This is a genomic window from Nocardiopsis salina YIM 90010 (genome assembly GCF_000341025.1).
Taxonomy (GTDB): Bacteria; Actinomycetota; Actinomycetes; order Streptosporangiales; family Streptosporangiaceae; genus Nocardiopsis; species Nocardiopsis salina.
The window spans coordinates 17,638-29,655 of record NZ_ANBF01000088.1; the positions used below are offsets into that span (position 1 = coordinate 17,638).

The following is a 12,018-nucleotide window of genomic DNA, read 5'->3' on the forward strand; positions in this document are numbered from 1 at the left end:
GGGGCGATCGGTGCTCATCTCTCCTGGCGGCCGGTGCTCTCGTCAGCCTGCGCACGGGCTGTACCGAGCTCGTCCTCGGCCTGCTCTGCGCGCTGCAGGGCCGCGTCGCGTTCCTGCTGGGCCACGGACAGCCGGGCCGCGGCGGCCTCACGGGACTCGGCGAGAGTGACCTCGGCGCTGTGGCGCTGTTTGTCGAGCTCACCGGTGATGCGGTCCCGCTCGGCGGTGAGGCGCTCGACCTCGGCCATGAGCCGCTCGCGTTCGGCGGGNCGCTCGAGCTCGGATCCCAGGCGTGCACGTTCGTCGGCCGCGGTCTGCTCTGCGGCCACCGCACGCTCCTCGGCGCGGTCGGCGCGGTCCCGGGAGCGCTGCTCGGCGAGGTCGGCCTCGTCCGCACGCCGGGCGTGCTCGTCGCGTTCACGGCGCAGCTGGGCGATCTCCTCGCGCGCCAGGGCCGCGCGGCGTTCGGCCTCGGCCCGCTCGTGGTCCAGCTCGGCCTGTGCGCGGGCGCTCTGCTGTGCCAGGCGCCGCTCGGCGGCCGCCAGACCGGCATTGGCCTCGGCCGTGGCGGCGTCGCGTTCGGCCGCGGCCCGCTCGTGCTCCCGAGCGTACCGGTCGCGTTCTGCTTCCGCGGCGTCCCGGCGGTCGATGGCCTCCTGGGCCATGCGCTCGGCCTCGTGCGTGGCCTCGACCGCGGCGGCCGCGGCCTTCTCGGCGCCCCGTCGCGACGTCTCCGCCTCCCGTCGCCGGTTCTCCGCCTCCAGACGGGCGCCGTCGGCCTCTGCGACCCGCCTGGCTCCCTCGACCCGGGCCGACTCCACCTGGGCCTCGGCCGAGGCGGGGTCGGTCATGGTCGCGAACGCCTCGGTCGCCGAACGCAAGGTCTGCTCGAGCTGCTCGCTCTGGACCGCGAACCGGGTGAGCAGGTCGTCGGCGCGCAGCCGTGCCGCCGTGACCGGTTCGCCCCGGCCGCTCGTGGAGGACGCATCCGCAGAGGCGCCGGAACCGTCGCCGCCGCCGTGCTCGTCCGTGTGCTCGGTGCTCGCGCGCTCGGCCTCCTGGGCCTGGCGCTGGCGTTCCTTCCAAGCACGCCATCGGGTGTGCTCGGGCAGTTCGCAGTACTGGGGCGGGCGCCCGGGGGAGGAGGACCGGGGAACGGGGCGGTCGCATCCGGGGAACGTGCAGGTGTTGGTGTCGGAGGAGGCCACGGGCCGAGGGTAGCGTCTCGCCGCAGCGGTGTGCCGGGGTGTGTCGCACACACGCGGGGCCGTCCCGGGCACGCGAGAGCCCCCGGACCCTGGGGCCCGGGGGCTCGCTGCTCGACCTTGTTCGCCCAACCGCCGTCGCCGGTCCGGCCGCGCCGGGTCAGTCGTGGGCGCCGAAACCGTCCACGCGGCAGACCATGGTGGTCACGAAGGGCTGGAAGCCCTCCTGCTCGAGGAAGTCGATGTCCTCGGACGCGGTGGCCAGCGCGGAGAACTCGATGTCGCGGATCCCCGACGCGCTGAGCTGGTGGCGCATCTCCTCCAGGAGCTTGGATCCCACCCCGGTGCCGGTGTACTCGGGGTCGATGGCGAAGGTCTGGACGACGGCCACGCGGTCGCCGCGGTCCCAGCTTCCCTGGGCGTTGTCGTGCAGGGTCACCATCGCGTAGCCGGCCAGGTCGCCCTCGTGCTCGGCGAGGATGGCCATCGTGTCGGGGTCGCGCATCCACTGCAGGTACTGGGCCCGGCGGCGCCGCCAGGACTCGTCCAGGCTCACCGCGCCGATGATGTCCTGCAGGTGCGGGGCGGTCACGGTGTGCCGCTGGTGGAGCGCACCCCACAGGTCCGCGAGTTCCTCCACCTCGTGAGCTCCCAGGTACCGGAAGCCGAGGACGCCCAGGTCGGACGGTTGAGGTTTGGTCATCAGCGAAGTTTGCATTTTCTTCTCACCCGTTCCAGCAGAGTGGGGTGGCGGCCACCGGGGTCGTCGGACCCTGGGGCTCGGTGGTTGAGCTGTGCCTCTGACTGTACGTGCGGGTATGCGCGCGAACGTGCCCGACACGAAGAAAGTCACGCAGGAGATCGCCGAAGAAAAAGAAGTTCGATTCTTTCTTCTGGGTGTGTCGTGCTGGGGTCGCCGAGGCCGGCGGGGGTGCCGTCTCTCCCCGGCTGAGTGCTGTGCACGGAATCACGCCCCGAAACCAGTCAACATGGATGAAACCAGAACGAAACATCAACAGTCTGTCTTAAGTTGGGCTGTATGATCGACGTTCGGCGGTTGCAGCTCCTCCAGGCCCTCGACCATCACCGCACCGTTGCGGGAACGGCCGAGGCCCTCAACGTCACACCGTCGGCGGTCTCCCAACAGCTCGCCTCCCTGGCCAAGGAGGCCGGGGTCCCCCTCGTCGAACGCCAGGGCCGCCGCTTCCTGCTCACCGGGGCCGGACGGGTCCTGCTCGAGAGGGCGCACGTCATCTTCGCCGAGATGGAACGCGCCGCCTCTGACCTGGACGCCTACTCCGCCGGAGACCGCGGTGTCGTTCGGGTGGGCGCCTTCTCCACCGGGATCAGCGACCTGGTCGCCCCCGCCCTCGCCCGCCTGCGCGAGAGCCACCCCGGCTGGAACTTCGAGGTCGTGCAGGCCGAACCGGAATCCAGTACAGGAATGCTGCGCTCGGGCCGCATCGACGTGGCGCTCACGATGTCGACCTCCCACATGCCGGCCGCGGGCGACCCCGAATTCCACACCGAGCCGGTCATGGTCGAGCTCTTCGACGCGATCCTTCCGTACCACCACCCGCTCGCCCCCCGAACCGACCTGCACCTGGCCGAGGACCTCGCCGACGAGGACTGGATCATGTCCGCACACGGAACCGCCTGGTACTCGTGCGTCACCGCCGCCACCAGTCAGGCCGGCTTCCAACCGCGCGTGGCCCACATCGTCGACGACTTCAGCGCCGTCTTCGCGCTCGTGCGCGCCGGCCTCGGCATCGCCGTCGTGCCCCGCCTGGCCTGGACCGGCCTCAACCCGCCGCACGTGGTCGTGCGCGGGGTGCGCGACACCGCCCGCCGCCACGTGGTCGCCCTGACGCGCGCCGGATCCAGCGCCGAACCCCTGCTCACCGCCGTGCGAGAGGCTGCCGACAAGGTGCCTGTGCCCTCCGTGGGCCCCTTCGCCGTCGCAGGCTGAGCTCACCCCTCCCCGGGGAGTTCCGGAACGTCGTCCAGTACACCGCGCGCCGCCTCGTGCAGGTAGCGCGCGGTGACCCGGATCGGCCTCCACGCCCACCCACCGGTCCGCCCGGCCAGGTACACCTGCCGGACACCGCCGAGCTCACCCAGCGGTGCGTGGGCCACCCCGCGGCGCGTCGTCGCCGCCGAACGCGGGACCAGGGCCACCGCCAACCCCGCCGCGACCATGTCCTCGATCAGCGCCATGTTGTCGATGCGGTGCACCAGGCGCGGAGTGAAACCGGCGTCGGCGCACATGCGCTCGACCAGGGTGTCCTCGTCGCTGCGGAACGGGCTCGCGATCCACGACGCGTCCGCGTGCTGTTTCAGGCGACGTCGGGTGAGGGTGCGGCTGTCGGCACCCGCCGAGGGCTGGGAGAGCAGCAGTCCCTCCGTGCCGATCGGGCGCACGGTCAAGGTCTCCGGGAAAATCCGGGGAAGAAGGCTGTACTGGTACACCACCCCGAGGTCGGCGCCGCCCTCCTGCAGCAGGTCCAGCGCCTGCACCGACTCGTACTCGGTCAGGTCGACCTCGATGCCCGGGTGGTCCTCCCGCAGCCGCCGCAGTGCCGGAAGCACGACCGGGGCCGCGCTGGTGTACATGACCAGGTGGACCCTGCCCACCGGCTCGCCGCCGCCCTCGAACTCGGCGCGGGCGGCCTCCACCCGCGCGAGGATGTCCACCGCGTGCTCGGCCAGGCGCCGCCCCGCCGGGGTCAGGCGCACCCGGCGCCCGTCCGGTGCGATCAACGGGGCTCCGGCCTCGCGCTCCAACACGGCGAAGTGCTTGGACACCGCCGACGTGCTCATCCCGGTGACCTCCGAGACCGCCGCCATCGTGCCCAGGCGTTCCAGCTCGACCAACAGGCGCAGCCGCGTGAAATCCATCCACCGAAACTACACGGTCCATCAACCGGAGCTCCCTGGACAGAAACGGAGCGTCTGGATGCAATGGTCCGGTGATCCTCTCCTTCCTCCCCTCGCCGCGCCGTGCCCGATTCGGGGTGCCGGCGCCCCTCATGCTGCTCATCGGCATGTTCGCCCTGCACACCGGCAGTGCCCTGGCCGTGCACGCCTTCGAGGCCGCCGACCCCGCGACCGTCACCTGGATGCGGCTGACGTGGGCCGCGCTGCTCCTCATCGCGCTCGGCGGGCCTTCCCTGTGGCGTGCCGTGCGTGCCGCGAGCGCCCGAGAGCTCGGCGCCGTGGTGATCCTGGGCACAGCGAGCGCGGGGATGATGCTCTTCTACTCCGAGGCCACGGCCCGGATCGAGCTGGGCACCGCGACCTCCATCGAGTTCCTGGGAACCCTCGTGGTCGCCGTCCTGGCCATGCGCCGGCGCCGCGAACTGGTCTGGATCGTCGCCGCCGTGGCCGGGGTCGTGTGCCTCACCCGCCCCTGGGAGGGCGACCTCGACCTCGCCGGGGTCGGCTTCGCCCTGGCCGGGGCGCTGTGCGTGGTCGGCTACATCGTGCTGACCCAGCGCGTGGGGGCCGGGTTCGGCGCGGTGCACGGCCTGGCGCTGTCCATGGTGGTCGGCTCGGTGGTCACCGCACCCCTGGGCGCGGCGGGCGCGGTCGTGGACCCCGACCCGCAGCTGATCGTGTTCACACTGCTCATCGCCCTGCTGTTCCCGATGATCCCGTTCCTGCTGGAGATGGTCGCCCTGCAGCGCATGAGCCGCACGGCCTTCAGCACCTTCTCCAGCCTGGAACCGGCGGTCGCGCTCATCATGGGCATGCTGCTGATCGGCCAGACCCCGGTCGCCGTGCAGGTCGCCGGTATGGCGCTGGTCGTGATCGCCGGCATCGGCGCCGCCCGCGGCGACCGCTCCGACGGCCCCGCCGTGCGCCGGGTGGTCCGGCGCCGGAACCCCGACCCCGGTCCGGGGGTGGAGGACGGCCCTCCCGGACCGGCCTCTTCCACCGACCCGGCCCACCCGGCGCCCGCACCGGCCTCGCCCTGACCCTGGACCCGGTCCGCACCGACCCGGTGTCCGGGCTACTGGTCGGGGGCGCCGCTGCCCTCGGCGATCTCCCGCAGCGCGCGCACGTGCGCGTCGAACGCCGCGCGGCCCTCCGGGGTCAGGCTCAACGAAGTGCGGGTGCGCCGGCCTACGGCGAACTTGCCGACCTTGACGTAACCGGCCTTCTCCAGCACCGAGACCTGCTTGGACAGCTGTGAGTCCGAGACCTCCACCGCGTCGCGCACGAACCGGAACTCGGCCTGGTCGGCGCCGGCCAGCGCCGCCACCACCGAGAACCGGACGGGGGAGTGGATGACCTCGTCCAGACGGGAACGCGGATGCTTCACGCCCGGCCCCCGGAGGTCCGCAGCATGTAGGCGGCCATCACCCACGGCGGTACCGCCGTGGCCACCGCCATCGGCACCCACCAGGCCGGATCGCCGGGGAAGGCCCGCAGACCCACGTTGAGGGCGACGGTGTACAGCACCGCCCAGCCCGCGATCATCGCGGTGTGCAGCCACGCGAACCCCCGCGGCTTCACCGGCCGTGTCGCGGCCCACACCACGAGCACCACCACCATCATGACCCCGCACACGGCTATGACACCTGTACGCAGCGGTCCGTGCGGGGCCAGCCCGACGGCCAGAACCACCGCGATCGACCCCGTGCCGTAGAGCGCGCCGTAGCCCGCCAACCAGCGGCCGCCGCGGCGGACCCGGTTCTCCACCGAGCCGGCCCGTTCCAGGGCGTCGCGCGCCTCTTCCTCACGCATGGGACCCCTTCCTCCGCTGCACGTGATGCCAGAGTGGCACCCACCTGCGCGCCGGGCAAACGGTTGCCTGCCCGGGAACCCGTGAGCGGGCGGCGCCCCTACTGGTCACGCGCCACTGCGCCCATGTACTAGCTTGGGGCGATCATGTCGTCCCCATCTGATCTCGAACTCCTGCGCGCCCACGAACCGGTGCTCGTGTGCACCGAGGGGGAACTCTTCTTCCCCACCGACGTGGACGCCTACGTCCGCAACTGCAGCCTCTGGATCGAGGAGCCCGGCGGCCGAGAGAGCCTCGCCGTCCCCGCCGGCGAACTCACCCTCGACCGCCTCTCCCAGGCCGAGGAGGAGTGGCCCCGCCGCCACAAGCACTTGCGGTTCGTCCAGGCCGACACCCTGCGCGAAGAGGCCCGCCGCTTCAAGGGCATCGCACGGTCGGTCATCCCCAAGAGCGGCCGCCTCGTCGCCGTCGGAGTCCTGGGCCGGGTCCTGGACATCCTCATGAAGATCTCCCTGCTCGTGCGGGGGACCGTTCCCGGCGGTGTCACCTACGCCGCCGTGACCCGGTACCGCGAACGCCTCGACGACGGGCGCGCGTACTACTACGGCAGGGTCACCCGCGAGGGCGGCTACACCGTCCTGCAGTACTGGTTCTTCTACGCGATGAACGACTGGCGCACCATCTACGGCGGCGTCAATGACCACGAGGCCGATTGGGAACGCGTCACCGTCTACGTCGTCGAGGACTCCGACGGCACGACCCGACTCGCCTGGGTGGGCGCCTCCTCGCACGAGTACCACGGCGACGACCTGCGCCGCAGCTGGGACGACCCCGACCTGCACCGTCAGGGCGACCACCCGCGCATCTACGTCGGGGCCGGATCGCACTCGCACCAGATGCTGCCCGGCGACTACCTCATCCAGGTCGACCCCTCGTTCCTGCGCGGGCTCGTCCGCGCCTGGCGCCGCCTCACCCAGCGCCTCTTCCGCGCCGACAGCGCCATCAACCGACACGGCATCGGGGTGCCCTTCGTCGACTACGCCCGCGGCGACGGGGTCACCCTCGGCCCCGGCGGCGACCGCGAGTGGAACGCCGTCCTCATCGACGACCACACCCCGTGGGTACGGGGCTTCCGCGGCCTGTGGGGACGCGACACCCGCGACTTCTTCGACGGCGAGCGCGCACCCAGCGGCCCCCGCTACGAACGCGACGGCAGCATCCGCCGATCCTGGGCCGACCCGCTCGCCTGGGTCGGACTGCAGAAGGTCGCTCCCACCGAGGAGGCCGCCCGCGCCGAACTGCGCGCCCACGTCGAGGACCTCGACCGCACCATCGCTGACCTGGACGCCGACCTCGTGCGCGGTCGCGAGGAGATGCGCCGCCTCGACTCCGCACGGATGGCTTTGGAGCGCGAGGCCCATTCCCGACCGCGCTCGCGCGAGTACGGCAGCCGGCTCGAGGAGCGCGAGGCCGAGCACGCCCGCCTGTACGAGCGCAGGGTGCTGGCCGAGGACGAACGCGAGTCGCACCGAAGAGTCCTGGAGTCCGACACCCCGCTGGTACCGGACCCCACCGGCCACCTCAAGGCCCCGCACATGCCCTACGCCTCGGGCGAGCAGCGGCACAACCGTTTCCAGCACCTGTGGGTGGCCCTGAGCACGCCGCTGCTGTTCGTCTCGCTGGCGCTGACCCTGTTCCTGCTCGACGGCCAGCAGACCCTGTACGCGATGATCGGCGTGGTTTTCGCCTTCGCCGCCGTCGACGCCATCGCCCGGCGCAAGTTCCGCCAGTACCTGGTCGGGATCGCCGTCCTGGCGGTTGCTCTCGGCCTCTTGGCGGGGGTGGTGGCCGCCTTCATCGCCGACTGGCGCATCGCCATCACCGTGCCCATCGGCATCGTCGTCGTGGTGCTACTGGTGGTCAACGTGCGCGACCTCGTGCGCCGCTGAACCCGCCCCCGCCCCCGCCCACCCGCCGGGCCGGCCGACCCCGGCCCGGCGGGTCCGGCCCCGTTCCCGACCTGCACCGGGCCGTAAACTGTGTGCATGGACGAGCCGCTGTTCGGGGAGCCCCCGGTGACCGTGGCACCCGGTGCTGTGCATGTACCGGGCTGGCTCGGCGCCGAGGCCCAGCGCACCCTCCTGGAGCACTGCCGCGCCTGGGCAAGCGGGCCTGCCGGGACCCGGCGCCACACCATGCCCCGAGGCGGCCGCATGAGCGTGTCCATGACCAGCCTCGGGTGGTTCTGGAAGCCCTACTCCTACAGCGGCCTGTTGCCCGACGGCACGCCCGTGCAGCCCTTCCCCGAGCCCCTGGCAGACCTGGCCCGAAGAGCTCTGGACGCCTATGGCCGGCCCCTCGCCGACGACGACCCGCCCTACGACATCGCGTTGGTCAACTTCTACGACGCCGACGCACACATGGGCATGCACCAGGACAAGGACGAACACGCGGACATGCCCGTGGTCTCCCTCAGCCTCGGCGACACCTGCCTCTTCCGGTTCGGCAACACCGAGACCCGCACCCGCCCCTACACCGACGTGGAACTGCGCAGCGGCGACCTCTTCGTCTTCGGCGGACCCTCCCGCCTGGCCTACCACGGGGTGCCCTGTACCCGGCCGGGCACCGCACCCGCCTGGCTCGGACTCCGCGGCCGCCTCAACATCACCCTGCGCGCGCTCGGCCGCCCCTGAGGGGCCGGGGCGTGCGCGTCGTTCCCCGTGCGCCCGCGGCCCGGGCGCGAAGATCGAGCTGGTCCGCGCCGATCCGCCCCGGGGAGCCGCCGATGCCCGAGCCAGCACCCGAACGCACCATGGCCCTGGGCCGCACCGCCGCCATGGCACTGCCCGACGCCGGCCCCGGGCAGGTGCGCACCCTGCTGTACCGGGAGGGCCTGCGCGAACGCGAGACCGAAACCGTCCAGGAGGCCCGGCAGGCGATCACCGCCGACCCCGGGCTCATGGCGTGGGTGTCGATGACCGACCCCAACCACACCCAGCTGACCGAACTGGCGCGCACCTTCGGCCTGCCCACGCTCGCCCTGGAGGACGCGATCGTGGCCCACCAGCGCCCCAAGGCCGAGATCCACCGGGAGGTGCTCTTCGTCGTCCTGCGCCCGGCTCGTTACGACGACGCGCACGAGCGCGTGGAGGTCGGAGAGGTGCACCTGTTCGCGTCGGAGAACTTCGTCCTCACCATCCGCCACACCGACCAGATCGACTTCGAGGACGTGCGTGAACGCCTGGAGTCGGGCCCTCACCGGCTCGCGCACGGCCCGCTCGCGGTGATGTACGCCGTCGTGGACGCTGTCGTGGACGCCTACGCCCCGGTCGTCTCCGGTCTGCAGGGCGACATCGACGAGGTCGAGAACCAGGTCTTCGACGGGGACCCCCGGGCTTCCCGGCGTACCTACCGGCTGGCCCGCGAGGTCATCCTCCTCCAGCGGGCCGTGGATCCACTCGACGGGGTACTGCGGGACCTCATGGAGCCACTGGAGCACCCGGACCGGGTCGCACCGGGCCTGCCCCGCGCCCGTGGCTGCGCCCAAGGCCTCGACCGGCTGCACAACTACCTGCGCGACGTCGCCGACCACGAGACCGCCGTACGCGAGCATGTCGACGGCTTCCGCCAGCTGCTGCAGAACATCATGGCGGTCAACAACACGCTCATCGACCAGTCCCAGAACGAAGCCATGAAGAAGGTCTCCTCCTGGGGAGGCATCCTCGTCGTGCCGACACTCATCGCCTCCTTCTACGGCATGAACATCGCCCCGCACGGCTTCATGCACTGGGTGTTCAGCTGGCCGACGGCCCTGGTCGCCATGGCCGCCTCCAGCGTCTGCCTGTACGCGGTCTTCCGGCGCCGCGGCTGGCTCTGAGATCCACCCCGGAGTCGTCGAGGCGTCGAGTGTGGCCGTGCCCCTGTTCAGGCGGCCTCGATGCTGCCACGCAGGCGGGAGACCTCAGAACGCAGCTGCTTGCGCTCGTGGGCGGCGCTCGTGCTGACCTCGGCGACGTCCTCCTGCACCCGGCAGCCCCCTCCGCGCCCGCTCGCGGAGATGGTCGTCGGCCTGTGCCTGAGCACCGTCAGCGCCGAGACGGCCGTCGAGCACACCGGCCAGCACGATGGTGCGCCAACTGCTGCTCGATGCGGTCCTGCGCACCCTGGGCCGCCATTGGCCCCGACGGCGGTGCCTCAGTCCTGGCGGCGGGCCACACCCCCGAACGCACCCACCACGGCGCCCAGGGCGAACATGGAGGCCTCGTCCTCGTCCAGGTGCACGATGCCGGCCGGGACCCGGACCCGGTAGGGCTTGTCCTCGGAGGCGCGGATCTCCAGGCCGTCGATGATCCTCTGCCCCTCCAGCATCAGCAGGGCCTCCTCGACCCTGCCCCTGCGGTCACCGCGTGACCAAATCGACGACATCTGCCAACCCTCACTCAGGCTCCTGGACGGGGTGGACACCGGCCACCCGGACGAGACCGGGGACTCGCGCCACCTCCAGACATACCACCGCTACCGCGGCCCCGCCCCGACTCCTCCCACGGAGCGGTGGCCGGAAACGGTCACCGCAGTTCGTCGAAGGCGGTCATCCGGTCGCCGCGCCCCGTCCACGGCAGGTGGGCCGGGCCTCGTCGGAGCCCGGCCACCACGTGCCCGCGACGACAGGATCGTCCGGGGTTCGGTGGGCTGAGGGGCGGCACACGGGCTCCTCGGAGGTAACGGGTTTCCAACGGCACCGAGCGAGTGCACAGCGTGGCGCGGCGGAGCACCGATTCCGTTCCCAGCGCACAGTGAATGCCCGGGCGTCCCTGGTCTGCGGGGTGAGGAACGCACCCGATAGCATGCGGGAGCAGACCCGCGAACGGACAAGGAAACGCCACGAGTGAATCCCCCGATGCCCACCACGGCCAAGGCCGCACGGATCGTTCTCCTCGTCACGGCCGGTGTGCTCGGGGCCGTTCTGGTGGTCAACCTGTTGAACCTGGTGTTCCTGCTGAGCGCGCCCGGCGGCGCCGACCTCCTCGCCGGGGCGGGGACGAGCCCCGCGCAGGCCGTGGCCGGGCTCGCCCTGGGGCTGGCCTCCACGGTGTGTTTCCTGCTGGGAGGCCTGCGTCTGGGCCGCGGCGGAGACCGCTCGCACCTGGTGGTGCGGATCCTGGTCGGCCTGGGTGGCCTGCTCACCATCGTCAATGCCCTGGTGGTGGGCCAGCTCGCCTTCATGGGTGTGCTCGGTGCGATGGTCGCCCTCGCGTTGGTGCAGACGCGCAGCGCACGGGACTGGTTCGAGGGGACCGGCGACTGACCGCGGTCCGGCCTCGAGCCGGCAATGGGTTGTCCCCGAGGCTTCGCGGGTGCATCCTGGCGACGCTCTCCGGACCGGCGGGGCTGGGTGGAGTGCGTGATCCGTCATCGAGTGAAGGAGGCCGACGCCGATGACCTCGCCGCGGCCGCCTCCCACCGCCCCCGACCCCGTCCCTCCCGGCCCTGTGGCCCTCGGGCCCCGGTCCGCCCCCAGCCGCGCCAACGAGCCCCGACCCTGACCTGCGAACCCGAACGGACCGGCCGACCGGGCCGCGGGCACCGCCGGGGCGGCCCCCGTGCCGCCCCGCCCGTGCCGAGCGGCCCGGGTCGGCGACCGCGTCCCGTACGGCCGTGCCGTGCCGATCGGGGAGGCGAACCGAACGGATCACTCGGGATCTACACTGTAAAGAAGGCGCTCGCGCCCTGAGACCTCCATCACACCGGCACCGAAAAGCACTCCCGACTCCCCACCCCGGTTCCGTAGGGTGGGAAGCACGCGCCCCACGTGCGGGCAGGTGCGGGGTACAGGACGGGTACCCCGGTCCGGAAGACCGGTGCACACGGGGTCGTGGCGGGTACCGGGGACGCCCCGGTACCCGTCGCAAGCCGTCAGCGGGTCTTCACGATCGCGGGCAGGAGGCCGGCGATGATCATCATGACCATGCTGATCGCCATGAGCACGAACGCGGCGGTTCCGAGCATTGTTGGGTGTCCTCACCTTCGCTTGTGACCGTCGCGACCGCCGCGGACGGCGGGCCCCGC

The 12,018-nt window shown here is 72.0% G+C and carries 13 protein-coding genes; 6 read left to right on the forward strand and 7 right to left on the reverse strand.

The annotated features are described in order from the left end of the window. Positions 1-14 precede the first annotated feature (14 nt). Complete coding sequence (locus D474_RS0109980) at positions 15-1,208, reverse strand: coiled-coil domain-containing protein (protein ID WP_017613440.1); 1,194 nt, start codon at positions 1,206-1,208, stop codon at positions 15-17. 157 nt (positions 1,209-1,365) lie between these two features. Continuing rightward, on the reverse strand, positions 1,366-1,908 hold the full coding sequence (locus tag D474_RS0109985) for a GNAT family N-acetyltransferase (RefSeq protein ID WP_017613441.1): 543 nt from the start codon (positions 1,906-1,908) through the stop codon (positions 1,366-1,368). Positions 1,909-2,244: 336 nt separating this feature from the next. On the opposite strand from D474_RS0109985, the gene D474_RS0109990 reads away from it, so the two are divergent. Beyond that, entirely contained in the window at positions 2,245-3,174 is a 930-nt protein-coding gene (locus tag D474_RS0109990; protein WP_017613442.1) for a LysR family transcriptional regulator, read from the forward strand. Positions 3,175-3,176: 2 nt separating this feature from the next. On the opposite strand, the gene D474_RS0109995 is transcribed toward D474_RS0109990, so the two are convergent. Then, positions 3,177-4,103: a LysR substrate-binding domain-containing protein gene (locus D474_RS0109995; protein ID WP_017613443.1), complete on the reverse strand. Its 927-nt coding sequence runs from the start codon at positions 4,101-4,103 to the stop codon at positions 3,177-3,179. 71 nt (positions 4,104-4,174) lie between these two features. Here D474_RS0109995 and D474_RS0110000 point away from each other — a divergent pair, with 71 nt between their 5' ends. Beyond that, on the forward strand, positions 4,175-5,182 hold the full coding sequence (locus tag D474_RS0110000) for an EamA family transporter (protein WP_017613444.1): 1,008 nt from the start codon (positions 4,175-4,177) through the stop codon (positions 5,180-5,182). 35 nt (positions 5,183-5,217) lie between these two features. Here the strand turns inward: D474_RS0110000 and D474_RS0110005 are convergent, their stop codons facing one another. Next, positions 5,218-5,529, reverse strand: coding sequence for a winged helix-turn-helix domain-containing protein (locus D474_RS0110005; RefSeq protein WP_017613445.1), 312 nt, complete (start codon positions 5,527-5,529; stop codon positions 5,218-5,220). Further along, the gene (locus D474_RS0110010; RefSeq protein ID WP_017613446.1) at positions 5,526-5,954 is read right to left on the reverse strand and encodes a hypothetical protein; all 429 of its coding nucleotides are present in this window, start codon (positions 5,952-5,954) and stop codon (positions 5,526-5,528) included. The genes D474_RS0110005 and D474_RS0110010 overlap by 4 nt, the downstream gene beginning before the upstream one ends. A 144-nt stretch (positions 5,955-6,098) precedes the next feature. Here D474_RS0110010 and D474_RS0110015 point away from each other — a divergent pair, with 144 nt between their 5' ends. The 3 genes from D474_RS0110015 (at position 6,099) to D474_RS0110025 (ending at position 9,829) form a co-directional block, all read left to right on the forward strand. Further along, complete coding sequence (locus tag D474_RS0110015) at positions 6,099-7,901, forward strand: hypothetical protein (RefSeq protein WP_026118346.1); 1,803 nt, start codon at positions 6,099-6,101, stop codon at positions 7,899-7,901. 96 nt (positions 7,902-7,997) lie between these two features. Next, positions 7,998-8,645, forward strand: coding sequence for an alpha-ketoglutarate-dependent dioxygenase AlkB family protein (locus D474_RS0110020; protein WP_017613448.1), 648 nt, complete (start codon positions 7,998-8,000; stop codon positions 8,643-8,645). A 92-nt stretch (positions 8,646-8,737) separates the two neighbouring features. Further along, positions 8,738-9,829, forward strand: coding sequence for a magnesium and cobalt transport protein CorA (locus tag D474_RS0110025; RefSeq protein WP_017613449.1), 1,092 nt, complete (start codon positions 8,738-8,740; stop codon positions 9,827-9,829). Positions 9,830-9,876: 47 nt separating this feature from the next. On the opposite strand, the gene D474_RS32660 is transcribed toward D474_RS0110025, so the two are convergent. Then, on the reverse strand, positions 9,877-10,065 hold the full coding sequence (locus D474_RS32660) for a hypothetical protein (RefSeq protein WP_193373990.1): 189 nt from the start codon (positions 10,063-10,065) through the stop codon (positions 9,877-9,879). 81 nt (positions 10,066-10,146) lie between these two features. After that, positions 10,147-10,377: a hypothetical protein gene (locus D474_RS32665; protein ID WP_017613451.1), complete on the reverse strand. Its 231-nt coding sequence runs from the start codon at positions 10,375-10,377 to the stop codon at positions 10,147-10,149. 460 nt (positions 10,378-10,837) lie between these two features. Between D474_RS32665 and D474_RS0110040 the strand changes: the two genes are divergently transcribed. Then, positions 10,838-11,257, forward strand: coding sequence for a hypothetical protein (locus tag D474_RS0110040; protein WP_026118348.1), 420 nt, complete (start codon positions 10,838-10,840; stop codon positions 11,255-11,257). Positions 11,258-12,018 lie beyond the last annotated feature (761 nt).